Raw genomic sequence first — 18,437 nt, forward strand, 5'->3', positions numbered from 1 at the left:
GAGGAGGTCGAGAAGGTCGTCGCGCATCTCAAGACGCAAGGCCGGCCGCAATATCTCGACGCCGTCACCTCCGAGGAGGAGGAAGGCGCAGAGGACGAGGACGGCGCCGTGTTCGACAAGACCGGCATGGGTTCGGTCGACAGCGACGACCCCTACGAGCAGGCGGTCGCCGTCGTGCTGCGCGACAAGAAGGCCTCGACCTCCTACATCCAGCGCCGCCTCCAGATCGGCTACAACCGCGCCGCCTCCATCATGGAGCGCATGGAGAACGAGGGCATCGTCGGTCCCGCAAACCACGCCGGAAAGCGCGAGATCCTGGTTGAAACCCAGAATCAGCACGACGAATAGGGCCAATGGCCGCCGGCATCTTGCGATTGCCCGGAACGGTCCTCAAATTGCCATCAGGACAGTGCAACCTCAGCGGCATCGACGGGTTGACTTCCCTGCAGGCGGCGAAGGCGGCCGATCGATTCCGCAGCGCCTGCCGAGTTCAGAAGCGCCGAGATGTCACAGGGAGTGAGGCAGACTTGCTCATGAAATGGAACCCGGCATTGCGGGCTTCAGCGGTAGCGATGATCGCGCTCGGTTGCAGTGCCGTGGCCGGGCCGCTCATGGCCCAGCCGATGCAGCTGCAGCCGCCGGCGACCGCACCCAAGCCTGCAGTCGCCAAGCCGCGCCCGATTCCGCTGCCGCCCATCCGTCCCGCAGGCCTCGGCCTGGCACGTACCGCAGCGGCGGAAGCGCCGGCGGCCGAACCCGCTGCCGCTCCGACAGCAACAGCGGCAGCGCAGTCTCCACGCCCCGCCGCCTCCGCGAAGGCCCGCACCGGCGCACCGGCGACGCAGGAGGAGGCGATCGAGCGGCTTAACGCCTATCTCAACAGCTTCAGCTCGCTGCAGGGCAATTTCATCCAGTTCGCCGCCAATGGCCGGCGTCTTGAAGGGCGCATCTATATCCAGCGTCCGGGCAAGATGCGCTTCGAATACGAGCCGCCCGTCACCACCGAGGTCATAGCCGACGGCACCTCGGTCGCCGTGCGCGACAGGCGCCTGGCGACGCAGGACATCTACTCGATCGGGCAGACGCCGCTGAAGTTCCTCGTGCGCGAGCGCATGGACCTGGCGCGCGAAGGCACCCTCACCGGCGCCAGCATCGACGGCGATATCCTCTCCGTGCGAATTGAGGACCGCTCGACTTTGGGCGGAACCTCGAAGATCACGCTGAAGTACGATCTCGTCGCCAATGAGCTGCGGCAATGGATCGTGATCGATCCCCAAGGCTACGAGACCTCGGTCGCGCTCTACAATCTCGACACCCAGCGCCGCCCCGATCCGAAGAAGTTCGTGATCGACTACCAGCGCACGCTCTGAATCGCATCTTTCGGGCATCGGGCGAGGCTCATCCCGAGAAGCCGTTCCGCAGGAATGGCATCTCGAAGGATATTCGATGCGGCTGCGAGACATCCGGACCATCCTTTCGAGACGCAAGCTGCGCTTGCTCCCCAGGATGAGGGCTCGCCGGACGGGGCCGCCTCCGGGATTTGTCGGCGCCATGTCGGGGCTTGCCTTTTGCGCCCCGACGACCCAGTTTCCGGCCTCCTTCCCGCCGGAATTCTCGCGTGCAACTCACCGTCACCAGTTGGAACATCAACTCCGTCCGCTTGCGCATCGGCATGGTCGGCGAGTTCCTGAACACCTACGCTCCCGACGTTCTCTGCCTGCAGGAGACCAAGACGCCGGACGAGCAGTTCCCGGCCAAGGCCTTCCATCAGCTCGGCTATGTCCATCAGGCCTTCATCGGCCAGAAGGGCTATAACGGCGTCGCCATCGTCTCGAAGCTGCCCTTCAGCGAAAAGGAGGCGATGTCGATGTGCGGCCGAAACGACGCCCGGCACATGACCGTGACGCTCGACAAGGCGGCCGGTGCTGCCGCCGGCATCGCCATCCATAACTTCTACATCCCGGCAGGCGGCGACATCCCCGACCCCGCGAAGAACGAGAAATTCGCCCACAAGCTCGCCTTCCTTGACGAGTTGGGCGCCTGGGGCGTGGCAAAGAAGCCGACCGACCGGCCCGCAATCCTGCTCGGCGATCTCAACATCGCGCCCTACGAGCACGACGTCTGGAGCCACAAACAACTGCTCGACGTCGTCAGCCATACCCCGATCGAGACGACGACGCTGGAGCGGCTGCGCAGCGAGATCGGCTGGACCGACGCGGCCCGCACGCTGCGACCCGAGCCCGAAAAGCTCTATTCCTGGTGGAGCTACCGCGCGCAGGACTGGAAAGCATCGAACAGGGGCCGCCGGCTCGACCATATCTGGCTCTCGGACGCCCTGAAGCCGACGCTGCGCGACCTCACCTTCCTGCGCGAAGCCCGCGGCTGGGAGCGTCCCTCCGACCATGTGCCGGTGACGGTCACGCTCGACCTCTGACAAGCTCTTCGGTCCTCACCGCTTGAGCGGGCGGCGTCCCGGCCATGTCGGGCGGTCTTAACGGACCGCCCGGGCATCGTGATATAGCCGCGGCAGTTTTCATCGCCGTGGCCCAAGCCGTTGCAGCCCTCCACCTCCCTTTCCCTGCGCGACGCGCTGCTCACCCTCGCGGTGATGGTGGTTTGGGGCACCAATTTCGTCGTCATCCGCATCGGCGTCGACCATTTCCCGCCTCTGCTCTTCGCTTGCCTGCGCTTCGCGTTCGCACTCCTGCCAGCGGTTTTCTTTCTCAGGCGGCCGGCTGCGCCCTGGAGCAAGCTCGCCGCCTACGGCATCCTGATCGGTGCCGGCCAGTTCGGCCTGCTGTTCATCGCCATCAAGGGTTCCATTGCGCCCGGCCTCGCCTCGCTGGTGGTGCAGGCGCAGTCCTTCTTCACGATCCTGCTCGCCGCGGCGATCACGCGTGAGCGCATCCAGCCCTTCCAGATCGTCGGCCTGCTCCTCGCCGCGACCGGCATCGCCGTGATCCTCTGGCACACTGACGGCACGACGACGCCACTCGGGGTCATTCTCGTGCTCGGGGCTGCGCTGTGCTGGGCTGCCGGCAACAGCGTCGCGCGCAGCACGCCAAAGGTCGACATGCTGGCCTATGTCGTCTGGACCAGCCTCTTCGCCGTCCCGCCCCTCTTCATCCTCTCCTTGCTGATTGAAGGTTGGCCGGCGATGCGCGACGGGCTGACGGGAGCTCCACTCGCTGCCTGGGCCGCCGCGCTCTGGCAGGCGGTCGGCAACGTCATGTTCGGCTATGCGGTCTGGGGCTGGCTGCTCTCGCGCTATGCCGCGGCCACCGTCGCACCAACATCCCTGCTGGTCCCGGTCTTCGGAATGGGAGCAGCGGCCATCTGGCTCGGCGAACCCTTGCCGGGCTGGAAGTTCGCAGCAGCCGGCCTCGTGCTGTCCGGCCTGTGCATCAATATCCTCTGGCCACGGTTCGCAGCGATCCGTGCCGCCAGGCATCCGCCGTCGTCCTGACGACGGTACCAGCCGCCTACTTGCGATCGATCGCCGCGAGCGCTTCCTGCACGGCGGCGAGTTCGCCGACGAAGCCGCGCAGCCTGTCGCTGATCGCCGAGGAGATGGCTTCCGCCGAATCCGGCGATTCGCCGAGCACGCGCCGCATCACGCTGCGCGGCAGCCGCATGACCTGCGTCGGCTCACGCGCGATCGCCGTGACCTGCCGCGGCAGCGAGGTGAAAAGTGCGAGTTCGCCGATCATGGCGCCGGGGCCGACGATCTCCTGCGCGGGCTGGCCATCATCCCGCGTCGTGACGGCGATCGCGCCCGATACCACCAGAACGGCCCCGTCCGAAGGCTCGCCGGCGCGGAACAGCACGTCGCCCGCCCGCAGGATGCGGCTTTCGGCCGCAAAGGCGAGCAATCGCAGCGCATCGCGCTCCATCAGGCTCAGCAGCGGCTGCCGAGCCAGCAGGGCCATATCGTCGTCGAGCGCCATCCGTCAGGGATTCAGCCGGTAGCCGCCGGCATCGGTGACCAGCAACCGGGCATTGCCAGGATCAGGCTCGATCTTCTGGCGCAGCCGGTAGATATGCGTCTCGAGCGTATGCGTGGTGACCTGGCTGTTATAGCCCCAGACTTCCTGCAGCAGCACCTCGCGCGCGATCGGCTTGCGGCCGGCGCGGTAGAGGAAGCGCAGGATCGCGGTCTCCTTCTCGGTCAGCTTGGTCTTCGAGCCCTTTTCGCTCACGAGCAGCTTCGATCCGGGGTGAAAGGTGTAGGGCCCGACCTGAAAAATGGCATCCTCGCTCGCCTCGTACTGCCGCAGATGCGCGCGGATCCGGGCCAACAGCACGGCGAACTTGAACGGCTTCACCACATAGTCATTGGCGCCGGCCTCGAGCCCCAGCACCGTGTCGGCATCCGAGCCTTGCCCGGTCAGCATCACCACGGGGCTCTTGAAGCCATTCTTGCGCATCACCTTGACCGCCTCGCGTCCGTCCATGTCGGGTAGGCCGACATCCATGACGACGAGATCGACGCGGTCGCCCTGCACCGCCTTCACGGCGGCCGCGGCGGTGCCGGCCGTAGACAACCTGAACTCCTCGTAGAGCGCCAGCTGCTCAGCCAGCGCATCGCGGAGGGTCTGGTCGTCATCGACCAGGAGAATATGATGGACGACGGACATGGGGCGGTTCGCTCGGACGCAATCGTTACGGCAACATGAGCCCGCTGAGTCGTCATCGCAAGTCAGGCAGCCAGGAATCCCCTTGAGAAACCGCCCATCCAGCCCAGCCGGCCCGCGCAAACTGTCCTCACTGCGGGTCTTCGCTTCCGTTCATGACCGCCGAAAAGGATTCATCGTCGCCGGTTCGGCGGTGTTTCCCTGTGCGCTCGGCCGTTCCGGCATCCGAACCGACAAGCGGGAGGGCGACGGCGGCACGCCGCGCACCAGCTTGCCGCTTCGCAGTGTGTTCTACCGCGCTGACCGTCTGGCTCGCCCGCACACGCTGCTTCCCCTGAAGCGGATCGGGCCGCGTGACGCCTGGTGCGACGATCTGAAGGACCGTCGCTACAACCGCCTGATCGACCGCCCGCCCGGCGAGGCCGAGGAGCGCCTGCAGCGCGAGGACCATCTCTACGACGTCATCGTCGAACTCGGCTGGAACGATCGGCCGGTGATTCGCGGGCGCGGCAGCGCGATCTTCTGGCATCTGGCCCGCCCCGGCTTCACGCCCACCGCTGGCTGCGTCGCGGTCGAGGGCCACGTCTTCGCCAAGGTGCTGCCGCGGCTGGCCCGCCATTGCCGGATTCTGGTCAGATAAGTCCGTTTGCGCTAGAAGCGGTCCCGAGCACCGTCTCGATCATCCTCTTCGGAGCCGACCAGCGCATTCAGGCACCGTCCTGCATCGCCGGGGCGCTCCCAGCCTGAGAACCTGCGATGACTGATTCGGTCTCCACCGGCCTCCGCTTCGGGCGGATCGCCGCCATGCTGCCCGTGGCCGACATGGCCCGGGCCTGCGATTTCTACATCGGTGCCCTCGGCTTCCGGAAAACTTTCGAGAACGGCAACCCAGTCGGCTTCATGATCCTGAAGCGAGACGCGGCCGAGCTGCACCTGACGCTCCAGCCCGGCCACAAGCCGGCGCCGTTCAATGTCGCGCATATGATGGTCGAGGATATCGACGCCGTGCATGCCATGGTCCGCGAGCGCGGCCTGCGCATCGTCAAGGGCCTGCGCGACAAGGACTATGGCCTGCGCGCCTTCGTCTTCGAGGACCCGGACGGCAACCGCATCGATGTCGGAGAGCCCTTGAAATAGGCCGTCATTCCCGGGCGGAGCGAAGCGAAGACCCGGGAATCTCCCACCAAAGGAAGCTCCTGAGCCTCCTGTCGAAGAGATGCCCGGGTCAAGCCCGGGCATGACGCCGCAACTACCCACGCGCGCCAAAAATCGCGCTGCCGACGCGCACATAGGTCGCGCCAAGCTGGATCGCCGCCTCGTAATCGGCGCTCATGCCCATCGACAGGCCCTTGAGCCCGTTGCCGGCGGCGATCTTGGCCAGCAGCCCGAAATGCGGGGAGGGCGGCTCTTCCGCCGGCGGAATGCACATCAGCCCTTCGATCGCGAGACCGTGAACATCGCGGCAGCGGACGATGAAGGCGTCGGTATCGGCGGGGAGGACCCCACCCTTCTGCGCTTCCTCACCGGTATTGACCTGCACGAACAGCCGCGGAGCCCGCCCCGCCCGTGCGATCTCGCGCGCCAGCTCCTTCGCCAGGCTTTCGCGATCCAGCGACTGGATGACGTCGAACAGCTCGACCGCCTCGCGGGCCTTGTTCGACTGCAGCGGCCCGATCATGTGCAGCTCGGCATCGGGAAAGCGCTCCTTCAGCGCGGGCCACTTCGCCTTGGCCTCCTGGACATAGTTCTCGCCGAAGATGCGCTGCCCCGCCTCCAGGACCTCTACGATCTGCTCGGCCGGCTTGGTCTTGGAGACGGCGACCAGCGAGACCGACCCCGGCTTGCGCCCGAAATCGCGTTCGGCGCGGCCGATCGCCGCCCTGATTTCAGCCAAACGCGTAACCGTATCGCTCATCTGCCAGCCTCTCATGCCCTGCGCGCCGTTGACCGCGTGCGCGCAATGGTGTCCTAGAGCAGGTTGCAAGATTCCGACATCCGGTTTTTGCATTCAGCCCCTGCGCCGGCCTGCCTCCGGGAGCCGGCAAACCGCCAAGAATTGCCCGCTGACATGGCCGTCGAACGCTACAATCCGAAAGAGTCCGAGCCGAAATGGCGCACCGTCTGGGAAGAGCGCAAGCTTTTCGAGACGAGGAACGACGACACGCGGCCGAGCTACTACGTCCTCGAGATGTTCCCCTATCCGTCGGGACGCATCCATATGGGCCACGTCCGCAACTACGCGATGGGCGACGTGGTCGCGCGCTACAAGCGTGCCAAGGGTTTCTCGGTGCTGCATCCGATGGGCTGGGACGCTTTCGGCCTGCCGGCCGAGAACGCCGCCAAGCAGAAGAAGGTCCATCCGCGCGAATGGACCTATGAGAACATCGCGACGATGCGCAAGCAGCTGAAGTCGATGGGCCTGTCCCTCGACTGGAGCCGCGAGCTCGCGACCTGCGATCCCAGCTACTATCGCCACCAGCAGAAGATGTTCCTGGACTTCCTGAAGGCCGGGCTCGTCGACCGCAAGACCGCCAAGGTCAACTGGGACCCGGTCGACGAGACGGTGCTGGCCAATGAGCAGGTCATCGACGGGCGCGGCTGGCGCTCCGGTGCGCTGGTCGAAATCCGCGAGCTGACCCAGTGGTTCTTCAAGATCACCGAGTATGGCCAGGAACTGAACGACGCGCTCGACGGTCTGACTCGCTGGCCCGACAAGGTACGGCTGATGCAGAAGAACTGGATCGGCCGCTCCGAAGGTCTGCTGGTTCGTTTCGCTCTCGAATCGAATGCGGTCAATCAGGACGAAATCGAGGTCTACACGACCCGCCCGGATACGCTGTTCGGCGCGAAATTCGTTGCCGTCGCGCCCGACCACCCGATCGCCAAGGCCATCGCGGCGAACAATCCGAAGCTGCAGGCCTTCATCGAGGAGTGCAAACGGACCGGCACGGCGCAGGAGGCCATCGACAAGGCCGAGAAACTCGGCTTCGACACCGGCCTGCGCGCCGTTCATCCGCTCGATCCGAGCTGGACGCTGCCGGTCTATGTCGCGAACTTCGTCCTGATGGAATACGGCACCGGCGCGATCTTTGGCTGCCCTGCGCACGACCAGCGCGACCTCGACTTCGTCAACAAGTATGGCCTGGGTAATACCCCGGTCGTCGCGCCCGAAGGCACCGACCCGGCTGGTTTTGTCATCACAGACACCGCCTATGACGGCGACGGCCGGATGATCAATTCCCGCTTCCTCGACGGTATGACCATCGCGGAAGCCAAGGAGGAGGTCGCCCGCCGGCTCGAGAGCGAGACCCGCGGCAATCGCCCCGTCGGGCAGCGCAAGGTCAATTTCCGCCTGCGCGACTGGGGTATTTCGCGCCAGCGCTACTGGGGCTGCCCAATACCGGTCATCCATTGTTCCGACTGCGGAACGGTTGCGGTTCCCGATGCTGATCTCCCGGTAAAACTGCCGGACGACGTCTCCTTCGAGAAGCCGGGCAATCCGCTCGACCATCATCCGACCTGGAAGCACGTCGCCTGCCCGCAATGCGGCAAGCCTGCGCGGCGCGAGACGGATACGATGGACACCTTCGTCGATTCGTCCTGGTATTTCGCCCGCTTCACCGATCCGTGGCGCACCGAGAGCCCGACAGACCGCAAGGCCGTCGATCGCTTCCTGCCCGTCGACCAGTATATCGGCGGCGTCGAGCACGCGATCCTGCACCTGCTCTATTCGCGCTTCTTCACCCGCGCGATGAAGAGGACCGGCCATGCCGGCCTCGATGAGCCCTTCGCCGGCCTCTTCACCCAGGGCATGGTCGTGCACGAGACCTACCGGGCAGCGAATGGCGACTGGGTCGAGCCGGGCAATGTCCGTATCGAAGTCGCCGGCACCGACCGCCGCGGCTTCGACGTCGAGACCGGCGCTCCGATCGAGATCGGCGCGATCGAGAAGATGTCGAAGTCCAAGAAGAACGTCGTGGACCCCGACGATATCATCGCTTCCTACGGCGCCGACACCGCCCGCTGGTTCATGCTCTCGGATTCGCCGCCGGATCGCGACGTGATCTGGACCGACGAGGGCGTGCAAGGCGCCGCCCGCTTCGTCCAGCGCCTCTGGCGCATGGTCGCGGAGATCGCCGAACGCACCGGCGGCAAGGCCGAGAAGCCTGCCCAGATCGGTGATGCCGCGCTGACGCTGCGCAAGGCGAGCCATCGCGCGCTCGACGCGGTCGGCGCCGATATCGAGCGTCTCGCCTTCAACCGCTGCGTCGCGCATATCTACACGCTGACCAATGCCATCGGTAAGGCGCTCGACGCAGCGGCCGAGAAGCCCGAGCTCGAGGCCGACATCGGCTTCGCGCTCCTCGAGGCCGCCACGATCGTCACCCAGCTCGTGGCGCCGATGATGCCGCATCTGGCCGAGGAATGCTGGCAGGCTCTGCGCCAGCCAGGTCTCGTCGGCGAAGCCTCCTGGCCGGAGGTTGAGCCCGCACTGCTGAAGGACGACAGCATCACGCTCCCGGTCCAGCTCAACGGCAAGAAGCGGGCGGAGGTGACGGTTCCGGCCGATGCCGATACGGTGGCGGTGGAAGCCGCCGCCCGCGCCAGCGAAGCGGTTCAGCGGGCTCTCGAAGGGCGCGCCATCCGCAAGATCATCGTGGTTCCCGGGAGAATCGTGAATGTCGTCGTCTGAAGCCGTTCTCCCCCGCCGTGCATTGCTGGCGGCCGCGTTCGTGGCCGCCGCACTCGCAGGCGGCTGCTTCCAGCCGCTCTATTCCGAGAACACGAAGAGCACGGTCGGTGGCAACGTCAAGACGGCGCTTCGCACCATCGAGATTCCCGAGATCAAGGGCCTGATCGGCCATTACTTCCGTAACGAGCTCGTCTTCGAGTTCGACGGCGGCGGCGAGCCCGATGCGCAGAGGAAGCTGAGGCTCGAGGCCAATATCGCGGAGTCCGTCGAGGTCGTCACAGTGGATTACATCAATGGCCGCGCCGATTCGGCGGTGCTCGTCGCCACTGCAACCTGGAAAGTGACGCGTATCGGGACAGGTGAGGTCGTCTCCTCCGGCACCAATTCCGTCCGCGCTCCCTATGAACGTTCCGGACAGCGTTTCGCCACGGTGCGTGCGGCACGAGACGCGCAGATCCGCGCTGCGAAGAACCTCGCCACGATCATCCGGGGACAGATCGCCGCCGATCTCACCTCCTGACCGATCATGGTCGCGATCAAGGCGCATGAAGCCGACCGAACACTGGCGCGCCTCGACCCAGCCTGGCGCCTTGTCCTCGTCTACGGGCCCGACGCCGGGCTCGTCTCCGAGCGGGCAGGCACATTGGCCCGAGCGAGTGTCGATGATCCCAGCGATGCCTTTCAGCTCATTCGCATGGATGGCGACGCCGTTGCCGCCGACCCGTTGAAGCTCGCTGACGAAGCCAACACCATCGGCCTTTTCGGCGGCCGCCGCGCAATCCGCGTCTCTCCGACATCCAAACCCCTGCTGGCCGCAGTCGAGCCGCTGCTGGCGGTGCCCTCGCAGGATGCCCTCGTCATCGTCGAGGCTGGCGACCTGCAGCGCACAAACCCGCTGCGCACCGCCTGCGAGAGGGCGAAGACCGCTCTCGCCGTGCCCTGCTATGGCGACGCAGCCCGCGATCTCGGCTCGATCATCGACGAAATGGTGCGCGCGGCAGGCAAGTCCATCGACCGGACCAGCCGCGAGCATCTCGCCGGCCTTCTCGGCGGCGACCGCCAGACATCTCGCCGCGAGATCGAGAAGCTGCTGCTTTATGTCGGAACCGACCCTGCCGTGCGGGAGGAGCATATTGACGCCATCGTCGGCGACACCGCCCAGCGCGAGCAGGCCATGCTCGTTGATGCGGTCTTCGCCGGAAAGCTGCCGGTGCTCGATCTCGCTCAGGCCAAACTCAGCAGCGAGGGATTGGACCCAGGTGTGATGCTCGGCACGGTGCTCCGCCAGGCGCTGGCCTTGCTCAAGGCGCGCCAGGCTGTCGATGCCGGGAAGGGGGTCAGAGACGTCGTCGGGACGATGCGCCTGCCCTACCCGCGCATTGCGACGACTGAGGCTGCGCTGAATGCCTGGTCCAGCGCCAAGCTGAGCGAAGCTGTCGGCCTGCTCGGCAATGCGATCCTGACCACGCGCCAGAATGCCGATATGGGCCGCGCCGTCGCGACCCGCACCTTGTGGACGCTGGCCCGGCTCGCCCGCAGCGGCCGGACCGATTGATCAGACCTTGAGCCGATGGCAGAGCGCGTCGAGTTGTTCGAGCGTCTTGTAGCCGATCCGGACCTCGCCCGACCCGTTGGCGCGATGAGCGATCGAGACTGAGAGACCCAGCGCCTCCTCCAGCGCCTTCTCCAGTGCCCGGGTATCCGGATCCTTCTCGGCCTTCGGCTTCGCTGTAACGGCGCTTTTGGTCTCGCCGCGCGCTTCTTCCTGCACGACGCGCTCGATGTCGCGAACGCTCATGCCCTCGTCGATGATCTTGCGCGCCATCAGTTCCGGATCCGAAACGGAAAGCAGAGCGCGAGCGTGACCGGCCGAAACCGCGCCTTCGCTGACCATCTTCCGGACAGATTCCGGCAATTTAGACAGGCGCAGCGTATTGGCGACATGGCTGCGGCTCTTGCCGATGACGCGCGCCAGATCGTTCTGCGTATAGCTGAACTCGGCGATCAACCGCTCATAGCCCGCGGCTTCCTCGATCGCGTTGAGGTCGGTACGCTGAACGTTCTCGACGATCGCGATCTCGAGTGCTTCACGATCATCCGCCTCGACCAGAATTACCGGAACATCGTGCAGTTCGGCGCGCTGCGCCGCACGCCAACGCCGCTCTCCGGCGATGATCTCATAGGCATCGACCATGCCGGCGATCGAACGCACGATGATCGGCTGCAAAATGCCGCGCTCGCGGATCGAGGCGGTCAGTTCGTCGAGATCCTCCTCCACGAAGTTGCGGCGCGGATTGCGCGCGCTCGGACGCAGGAACTCGACCGGGACTTTGCGCTGACCGCGCGCCCGCTCGATTGCGCCGATTTCCTCCCCGACGTCGCCGATCAGCGCCGCCAGACCACGGCCCAGGCGTGAGCGCCCCTGTTCTTCGGCCATCGCCATCCTCGTTACCTCACCATCTCGTTTCTTCAGGCAGCCGCGCGCAGAGCGCGCTCCCGCTTGATCACCTCCGACGCCAATCGCAGATAGGCCTGCGAACCTGAGCAGCGCAGATCATAGAGCAGCGCCGGCTTGCCATAGGACGGCGCCTCGGAAATCCGCACGTTTCGTGGGATCACAGTCTCATAAACCTTGTCACCAAGGAAACTTTTCACATCGGCCATGACCTGACCGGACAGATTGTTGCGTGGGTCGAACATGGTCAGCACCACGCCCTGGATCATCAGTCGCGGATTGAGCCCGGCACGAACTTGCTCCACCGTCTTGAGCAGCTGGCTGAGACCTTCAAGCGCGAAGAACTCGCATTGCAGCGGCACCAATACCGCATCGGCTGCCGTCATCGCGTTGATGGTGATCAGGCTGAGCGACGGCGGGCAATCGATCAGGACATAGGTCAGGTCCTGGCAGCGCTGGTCGTCTACCAATTCGTCGATCGCATTCTTAAGACGATGTGCCCGGTCCTTGGCTGACGCGATCTCCAGCTCCACGCCAAGCAAATCGAGCGTCGAAGGCGCTAACGACAGGCCGGGGACGGCAGTCGGCTGCAGCGCCTGACCCAATCCGACATCGCCGCAGAGCACATCGTAGGTCGAGGATTTCCGGCTGCGGCGATCGATACCGAGCCCGGTCGAAGCGTTGCCCTGAGGATCAAGGTCGACGATCAGGACCTTCTCACCGATTGCGGCAAGCGCAGTGCCGAGGTTGATTGCCGTGGTCGTCTTGCCGACGCCACCCTTCTGATTCGCAAGCGCGATGACGCGCGGGCGGCGCGTCGCAGCTCCAGATGTGACCTTGGTCATAGATCGGCTCGTCTCTCGGCCGAGCGAACCATCAGAATTCGCGCGGCGGCATCAGTCACGGAGGAAACCGTTGTCGCCTGAATCTTCCAATATCTGGCCGAGTCGGTCAATTCCGTATCTAGATGTTGTCCCTTGGGAAAGAGTCCCAAAGTGCCCGTTCTCAACAGCTCTTCGCACCACTCGAGGAGCTGCGTCAGCGGCGCGAGCGCGCGGGCCGTCACGACATCGACCTTACCGGTAAAATCTCCGATCACGTCCTCGATCCGGGCGGCATGGACCTTGACCGGCGCGCCGGTGACCCGTGCCACATGGCGGAGAAACGCGCATTTGCGGGCATTGCTCTCGACGAGATCGATCTGACCCCGGCGACGTTCCGCCAGGCAGATTCCGATCACCAGCCCCGGAAACCCCCCGCCGGAACCCAGATCGAGCCAGCGTTCGCGTTCGGGCGCGAGGCTGAAGATCTGTAGCGAGTCCGCGATATGGCGTGTCCAGACATCCGCCAGCGTCGTTGAGGAGACCAGATTCTTGGCCGCCTGCCAGCGTTCGAGCTCCGCCACGAGCAGCGCCAGGCGCTCCTCTGTTTCACGTGAAACAGGCGTCAAGCGCAAAGCGCGCTGCCTGTCGCTCTTTTCAACAGTCACGTCGATCCTGTGGATAACAACGCCGGAGCCCGGCCTTTCCGCGCATGTGCCGCCAGCAAGGCGAGAGCCGCCGGCGTCATGCCTTCAATCTTGCCAGCCTGCGCCAAATCCGAAGGGCGCTGCGCGGCGAGCTTCGCCTTGAGTTCGTTAGACAGACCCGAAATCGTGTCGAGATCGAGATCGGCGGGGACCTTCAAAGACTGGTCGCGTCGATAAGCCTGTATCTCCGCAGCCTGCCGATCGAGATACACGGCATAGACGGCATCCGCTGTGACGCGAGCCGCCACAGACGCCGAATAGCCCTGCAGCTCCGGCCAGATCGCGGCAAGCCGCTCGAAACCGATATCCGGATAGGACAGGATTTGGTAAGCGCTGCGTCGCAGCCCGTCCTGATTGAGCTGCAGGCCCACGCCCTCTGCCTGCCGAGGCGTCAGCCACAGGTTCTGCAAGCTCTGGCGCAGCGCGACGATTTCGCTGTGGCGCGCCTCGAAGGCGGTCTGCCTCGCCGAGCTGACCACTCCGAGCTTAGCTCCGAAGCCCGTCAGCCGCTCATCGGCGTTGTCCACACGCAGCGACAGGCGAAATTCCGCCCGCGACGTGAACATTCGGTACGGCTCCGTAACGCCCCGCGTGACGAGGTCGTCGACGAGCACGCCGATATAGGATTGTGTTCGATCGAAAACCACGGGCTCAGCGCCACCGGCCAGCCTAGCTGCATTGAGCCCTGCGAGCAGGCCCTGGGCGCCCGCCTCCTCGTAACCCGTCGTGCCATTGATCTGGCCGGCCAGGAACAGACCGGCGATGGCGCGCGTCTCCAGCGTGTTCTTCAATGCCCGCGGATCGACGAAATCATACTCGATCGCATATCCCGGCCGCAGCATAACCGCGCGCTCGAGACCGGGGATGGTCTTCAACAGGCCCAGCTGTACGTCTTCCGGCAGCGAGGTCGAGATGCCGTTCGGATAGACCGTATCGTCATCCAGACCTTCGGGTTCGAGAAAGATCTGGTGTCCATCGCGATCGCCAAACCTGCCGACCTTGTCCTCGATCGACGGACAATAGCGCGGGCCGCGCCCTTCGATCTGGCCAGAGAACATCGGCGCGCGGTGCAGATTGGCGCGGATCAGCTCATGGCTCGCCAGCGTGGTGCGCGTGATGCCGCAGGAAATCTGCGGATTGGTGATGGCCGTGGTCAGGGCCGAGAACGGCTCCGGCGGCGTGTCGCCCGGCTGCATCTCCAGGGCAGCCCAATCGATGGTCCGACCATCGAGCCGGGCAGGGGTTCCCGTCTTCAGGCGCCCGAGCGGAAAACCATAGCGCTCAAGCGTCACCGAAAGACCAAGCGACGGCGCCTCGCCGACCCGGCCGGCCGGGATCTTGGTCTCCCCGATATGGATCAGCCCGCGCAGGAAGGTGCCGGTCGTCAGAACAACCGTTCCGGTCCCGAATCGGCGCCCATCCGCAAGTACAACCGCAACAACACGGCCAGCTTCGATCTCGAGATCGAAGACCTCCCCGGCGATGACGTTGAGCCCAGCCTGCTCACCAAGCAGATCCTGAACAGCCTGGCGGTAGAGCTTGCGATCGGCCTGGGCTCGGGGCCCGCGCACCGCAGGCCCCTTGCGTCGGTTGAGCATGCGGAACTGGATGCCGCCCAGATCGGCTGCACGCGCCATCACGCCGTCGAGTGCATCGATCTCCCTGACGAGGTGGCCCTTACCGAGGCCGCCGATCGCCGGATTGCACGACATCACGCCGATGGTCTCAGGCTTATGCGTGACCAGGGCCGTGCGCGCGCCGTAGCGCGCGGCAGCCGCGGCAGCTTCGGCCCCGGCATGGCCGCCGCCGACGACGATGACGTCGTAGTGCTGCTGATGAATGGACATGGTATTTTCGCTACCGAAGCCGGGCAGGCGGGTCAACGGCAATCGCTGCAAACCGACGGGAACATCCGGTCGGGCTTATTTTCCAATGCAGAATCCGGCGAAGAGCTGGTCCAGCACATCCTCGACATCGATCCGGCCGACGAGCCTCTCGAGGGCGACGACCGCCAGGCGGATATCCTCGGCCAGCAATTCAGCTTGCCCGTGATCCGCAGGGACCGCACGCTCCAGAGCCCCAATGGCATCCGTGACAGCAACGCGATGCCGTTCGCGGGTCAGCAGCGCAGGCTCCGCCTGACCCAGCCCGCGCAGCCGCACCACGATCTCCGACAGCAGATCCGGAATGCCCTCTCCGGTCTTCACCGAGATCGCGCGTTCGCCGTCCAGAACCTCGCCACCCAGATCGGATTTCGTCGCGACCCGCAGTGTCGGAGCCTTCTCGTCGATTCGATACGTATCCGAATCGACTCCGCGCAGGCTCAGGACGAGATCGGCGCGTTCCACCAGGGCCCGAGCCCGTCTGACTCCTTCCGCCTCGACCGGATCGACGCTCTCGCGCAATCCGGCCGTATCGATCAGGATGACGGGCAGGCCATCGAGGTCGAGCCTCACTTCAAGTGCATCGCGCGTGGTCCCTGCAATCGGCGAGACGATCGCCACCTCGCGTCGCGCCAGGGCGTTGAGCAGACTCGATTTGCCGGCGTTGGGTGGGCCGGCCAGCACAAGCACAAAGCCTTCGCGCACCCGCTCGCCCATCGCGAAGCTGCCCAGCGCTTCGCGCAGCGAGATCAGTACGTCGCCGGCAATACCAAGTGCCTGCTCCTGGAGAGGACCGGAGACATCGCCCTCATCCGAGAAATCGAGCTCGGCGGCGAGCAAGCTCATCGCCTCGATCAGTTCGCCACGCCAGCGCCTGGCGAGCGCACCGAGTGCTCCGTCCATCTGACGCAGCGCCTGCTTGCGCTGCCATTCCGTTTCCGAATCGATCAGGTCCGCGAGACCCTCGACCGCCGCGAGATCGAGCTTGCCTGCCTCGAAGGCGCGCCGGGTGAATTCCCCGGCTTCCGCCAGTCTGACTCCCGGTAGTGCCGTGAGTATGGCCAGCAATTGCGCGAGAACCGCACGAGAACCATGAACATGAAACTCTGCAATATCCTCGCCGGTGAAACTCGCTGGTGCCGCAAAGAAAAGAACGATCGCCGTATCGACGGTCATACCTTTTCCATCCGAGAGCCGGCGGAGTGTCGCGACGCGCGGCGGCGGTATGACTCCGGTGATAGTCTCGAGAACGGAACGAACCCGCCGACCGGAAACCCGGACGACGGCGACGCCAGCTCGGCCGGGCGCGGAGGACAGGGCCACGATCGTCGGGTGAGCTTCGTAATTGTGCGTCTCGGTCGCCGTCATGCTGCTCATTCGAAGGTCGGTATCAGGGATGCCGGCACAGCTGTGCGTGGCCCGGCGAACGCGTCAAGCATGCATCCTCTGGCTGGCGTCTTGCGCCGTGCCGGCCGAGCTCATGCGGTACAAGGAGCGCTATGCCGAGCTTGGCGGAGGAACCGAACGGCGATGCGCCGTGCCGAAAGCCTGAGGGCAGGCGCCGGTTCGGATTCGTTTCGATTACGAATCGAGTCGCTTTTGGAAGCCGTCTGCCGATCGTAGCGGAAGTGAATCATTCGTCATTCAGTGCCGCGGCAAAGGCGCCCCGCGGTCCGCCACAAACAAATTCGCCGCCGTACCGACCGCGTTGATGCGATCGATACGGCGGCGAATCGAATGCCGGATAGGCCGACCGTCAGGTGTTCATCGAGTCGAAGAATTCGGAGTTCTGCTTGGTCTGGCGCAGCTTGTCGATGAGGAACTCGATCGCGTCCTGCGGACCCATCGGATTGAGGATGCGGCGCAGCACATAGGTCTTCTGCAGGTCCGAGCGCGGCGTGATGAGCTCTTCCTTGCGGGTGCCCGACTTGAGGATGTCGATCGCCGGGAAGATGCGCTTGTCCGCCACCTTGCGGTCGAGCACGATTTCCGAGTTACCGGTGCCCTTGAACTCTTCGAAGATCACCTCGTCCATGCGCGAGCCGGTATCGATCAGCGCCGTGGCGACGATGGTGAGCGAGCCGCCTTCCTCGATATTGCGCGCCGCACCGAAGAAGCGCTTCGGCCGCTGCAGGGCGTTGGCATCGACACCGCCGGTCAGCACCTTGCCCGAGGACGGCACGACGGTGTTGTAGGCGCGGCCCAGGCGAGTGATCGAGTCCAGCAGGATGACGACGTCGCGGCCGTGCTCGACCAGGCGCTTGGCCTTTTCGATGACCATCTCGGCGACCTGCACGTGGCGCGAGGCCGGCTCGTCGAAGGTCGAGGACACGACCTCGCCCTTCACCGAGCGCTGCATGTCGGTAACTTCTTCCGGGCGCTCGTCGATCAGCAGAACGATCAGATAGCACTCGGGATGGTTGGTCGTGATCGACTGCGCGATGTTCTGCAGCAGCACGGTCTTGCCGGTGCGCGGCGGCGCGACGATCAGCGCGCGCTGGCCCTTGCCGATCGGCGCCACGATGTCGATGACCCGCGGCGAGAAATCCTTCTTGGTCGGATCCTGCACCTCGAGCTTCAGACGCTGATCCGGATAGAGCGGCGTCAGGTTGTCGAAGTGGATCTTGTGCTTGATCTTCTCCGGGTCCTCGAAATTGATCGAGTTGACCTTGAGCAGGGCGAAATAGCGCTCGCCATCCTTCGGGCTGCGGATCGGACCCTCGACCGTGTCGCCGGTGCGCAGGCCGAACTTCCGGATCTGCGAAGGCGAGACATAGATGTCGTCGGGTCCCGGCAGATAGTTCGAATCGGGCGAGCGCAGGAAGCCGAAGCCGTCCTGCAGCACCTCGACGACGCCCTCGCCCAGAATCTCGGTCTCGCGGGCGGCGAGTTGCTTCAGGATGGCGAACATCAGCTCCTGCTTACGCATCGTGCTGGCGTTCTCGACCTCCACCTCCTCGGCGAAAGTCAGAAGTTCGGTCGGCGATTTGATCTTGAGCTCTTGGAGCTTGATTTCCCGCATGGGGCACCCGGATCGTGAACGCCCTGCGAAAAGGCAGGGGTGGGGACGGTACTGGAGTGATCGACTTCGGTCCTGATCGGACCTGCGCGGGGGATGCGCGACCTGAGCTGCTGCTAGGGCAGATGGCTCACGAACAGTCGACAACAAGGGAGGACGCTGGAGAAGCGCAGCGTCCTGATAGCGGGAATCGCGGCCGGGCTCAAGCGGGAAAGAATCGTCTGC

The 18,437-nt window shown here is 65.0% G+C and carries 18 protein-coding genes; 9 read left to right on the forward strand and 9 right to left on the reverse strand.

Translation table 11 applies throughout. The features are described 5' to 3' along the window. The 4 genes from AC1DNE_RS29985 to AC1DNE_RS30000 all read left to right on the forward strand — a co-directional run. A partial coding sequence (locus AC1DNE_RS29985; RefSeq protein WP_476841361.1) for a DNA translocase FtsK occupies nucleotides 1-348 on the forward strand: 348 nt, incomplete at its 5' end. Between the two features lie 185 nt (nucleotides 349-533). Next, on the forward strand, nucleotides 534-1,370 hold the full coding sequence (locus tag AC1DNE_RS29990; RefSeq protein WP_476767188.1) for a LolA family protein: 837 nt from the start codon (nucleotides 534-536) through the stop codon (nucleotides 1,368-1,370). A 248-nt stretch (nucleotides 1,371-1,618) separates the two neighbouring features. Further along, nucleotides 1,619-2,434: an exodeoxyribonuclease III gene (gene xth, locus AC1DNE_RS29995; protein ID WP_441473822.1), complete on the forward strand. Its 816-nt coding sequence runs from the start codon at nucleotides 1,619-1,621 to the stop codon at nucleotides 2,432-2,434. A gap of 120 nt (nucleotides 2,435-2,554) precedes the next feature. Beyond that, complete coding sequence (locus AC1DNE_RS30000; protein ID WP_441473823.1) at nucleotides 2,555-3,466, forward strand: EamA family transporter; 912 nt, start codon at nucleotides 2,555-2,557, stop codon at nucleotides 3,464-3,466. Between the two features lie 16 nt (nucleotides 3,467-3,482). On the opposite strand, the gene AC1DNE_RS30005 is transcribed toward AC1DNE_RS30000, so the two are convergent. After that, nucleotides 3,483-3,947, reverse strand: coding sequence for a cyclic nucleotide-binding domain-containing protein (locus AC1DNE_RS30005; RefSeq protein ID WP_441473824.1), 465 nt, complete (start codon nucleotides 3,945-3,947; stop codon nucleotides 3,483-3,485). A 3-nt stretch (nucleotides 3,948-3,950) separates the two neighbouring features. After that, on the reverse strand, nucleotides 3,951-4,637 hold the full coding sequence (locus tag AC1DNE_RS30010; protein ID WP_441473825.1) for a response regulator transcription factor: 687 nt from the start codon (nucleotides 4,635-4,637) through the stop codon (nucleotides 3,951-3,953). An 82-nt stretch (nucleotides 4,638-4,719) separates the two neighbouring features. Here AC1DNE_RS30010 and AC1DNE_RS30015 point away from each other — a divergent pair, with 82 nt between their 5' ends. Together AC1DNE_RS30015 and AC1DNE_RS30020 are read left to right on the forward strand one after the other, a co-directional pair. Beyond that, on the forward strand, nucleotides 4,720-5,274 hold the full coding sequence (locus AC1DNE_RS30015) for a L,D-transpeptidase family protein (RefSeq protein ID WP_441473826.1): 555 nt from the start codon (nucleotides 4,720-4,722) through the stop codon (nucleotides 5,272-5,274). A 116-nt stretch (nucleotides 5,275-5,390) separates the two neighbouring features. Then, a complete protein-coding gene (locus AC1DNE_RS30020; protein WP_441473827.1) occupies nucleotides 5,391-5,771 on the forward strand; it encodes a glyoxalase superfamily protein in 381 nt (126 codons plus the stop codon). Nucleotides 5,772-5,883: 112 nt separating this feature from the next. On the opposite strand, the gene AC1DNE_RS30025 is transcribed toward AC1DNE_RS30020, so the two are convergent. Continuing rightward, nucleotides 5,884-6,549, reverse strand: coding sequence for a YggS family pyridoxal phosphate-dependent enzyme (locus AC1DNE_RS30025; protein ID WP_441473828.1), 666 nt, complete (start codon nucleotides 6,547-6,549; stop codon nucleotides 5,884-5,886). A gap of 153 nt (nucleotides 6,550-6,702) precedes the next feature. Here AC1DNE_RS30025 and leuS point away from each other — a divergent pair, with 153 nt between their 5' ends. From leuS to holA, 3 genes are read left to right on the forward strand one after another with little or no spacing between them, the layout of a single operon-like run. Next, a complete protein-coding gene (leuS, locus tag AC1DNE_RS30030; protein ID WP_476767189.1) occupies nucleotides 6,703-9,327 on the forward strand; it encodes a leucine--tRNA ligase in 2,625 nt (874 codons plus the stop codon). Beyond that, on the forward strand, nucleotides 9,314-9,847 hold the full coding sequence (locus tag AC1DNE_RS30035; protein WP_441473830.1) for an LPS assembly lipoprotein LptE: 534 nt from the start codon (nucleotides 9,314-9,316) through the stop codon (nucleotides 9,845-9,847). The genes leuS and AC1DNE_RS30035 overlap by 14 nt, the downstream gene beginning before the upstream one ends. Nucleotides 9,848-9,853: 6 nt before the next feature. Continuing rightward, nucleotides 9,854-10,882 (forward strand): DNA polymerase III subunit delta, encoded by a 1,029-nt coding sequence (gene holA / locus AC1DNE_RS30040; RefSeq protein WP_441473831.1) that lies wholly within the window; start codon nucleotides 9,854-9,856, stop codon nucleotides 10,880-10,882. Here holA and AC1DNE_RS30045 read toward each other — a convergent pair whose 3' ends face one another. From AC1DNE_RS30045 to rho, 6 genes are all read right to left on the reverse strand, one after another. Further along, nucleotides 10,883-11,764, reverse strand: a complete 882-nt coding sequence (locus tag AC1DNE_RS30045) for a ParB/RepB/Spo0J family partition protein (protein ID WP_441473832.1) — start codon at nucleotides 11,762-11,764, stop codon at nucleotides 10,883-10,885. A gap of 32 nt (nucleotides 11,765-11,796) precedes the next feature. Then, complete coding sequence (locus AC1DNE_RS30050) at nucleotides 11,797-12,627, reverse strand: ParA family protein (RefSeq protein ID WP_441473833.1); 831 nt, start codon at nucleotides 12,625-12,627, stop codon at nucleotides 11,797-11,799. After that, nucleotides 12,624-13,271, reverse strand: coding sequence for a 16S rRNA (guanine(527)-N(7))-methyltransferase RsmG (gene rsmG, locus AC1DNE_RS30055; RefSeq protein ID WP_441473834.1), 648 nt, complete (start codon nucleotides 13,269-13,271; stop codon nucleotides 12,624-12,626). The genes AC1DNE_RS30050 and rsmG overlap by 4 nt, the downstream gene beginning before the upstream one ends. Next, entirely contained in the window at nucleotides 13,268-15,157 is a 1,890-nt protein-coding gene (gene mnmG, locus AC1DNE_RS30060) for a tRNA uridine-5-carboxymethylaminomethyl(34) synthesis enzyme MnmG (RefSeq protein ID WP_441473835.1), read from the reverse strand. The genes rsmG and mnmG overlap by 4 nt, the downstream gene beginning before the upstream one ends. Before the next feature lie 75 nt (nucleotides 15,158-15,232). Then, nucleotides 15,233-16,561, reverse strand: a complete 1,329-nt coding sequence (gene mnmE, locus AC1DNE_RS30065; RefSeq protein ID WP_441473858.1) for a tRNA uridine-5-carboxymethylaminomethyl(34) synthesis GTPase MnmE — start codon at nucleotides 16,559-16,561, stop codon at nucleotides 15,233-15,235. 388 nt (nucleotides 16,562-16,949) lie between these two features. Further along, complete coding sequence (gene rho / locus AC1DNE_RS30070) at nucleotides 16,950-18,215, reverse strand: transcription termination factor Rho (RefSeq protein ID WP_441473836.1); 1,266 nt, start codon at nucleotides 18,213-18,215, stop codon at nucleotides 16,950-16,952. Between the last annotated feature and the right edge of the window lie 222 nt (nucleotides 18,216-18,437).

This window comes from Allobosea sp. 05L423, assembly GCF_056397745.1.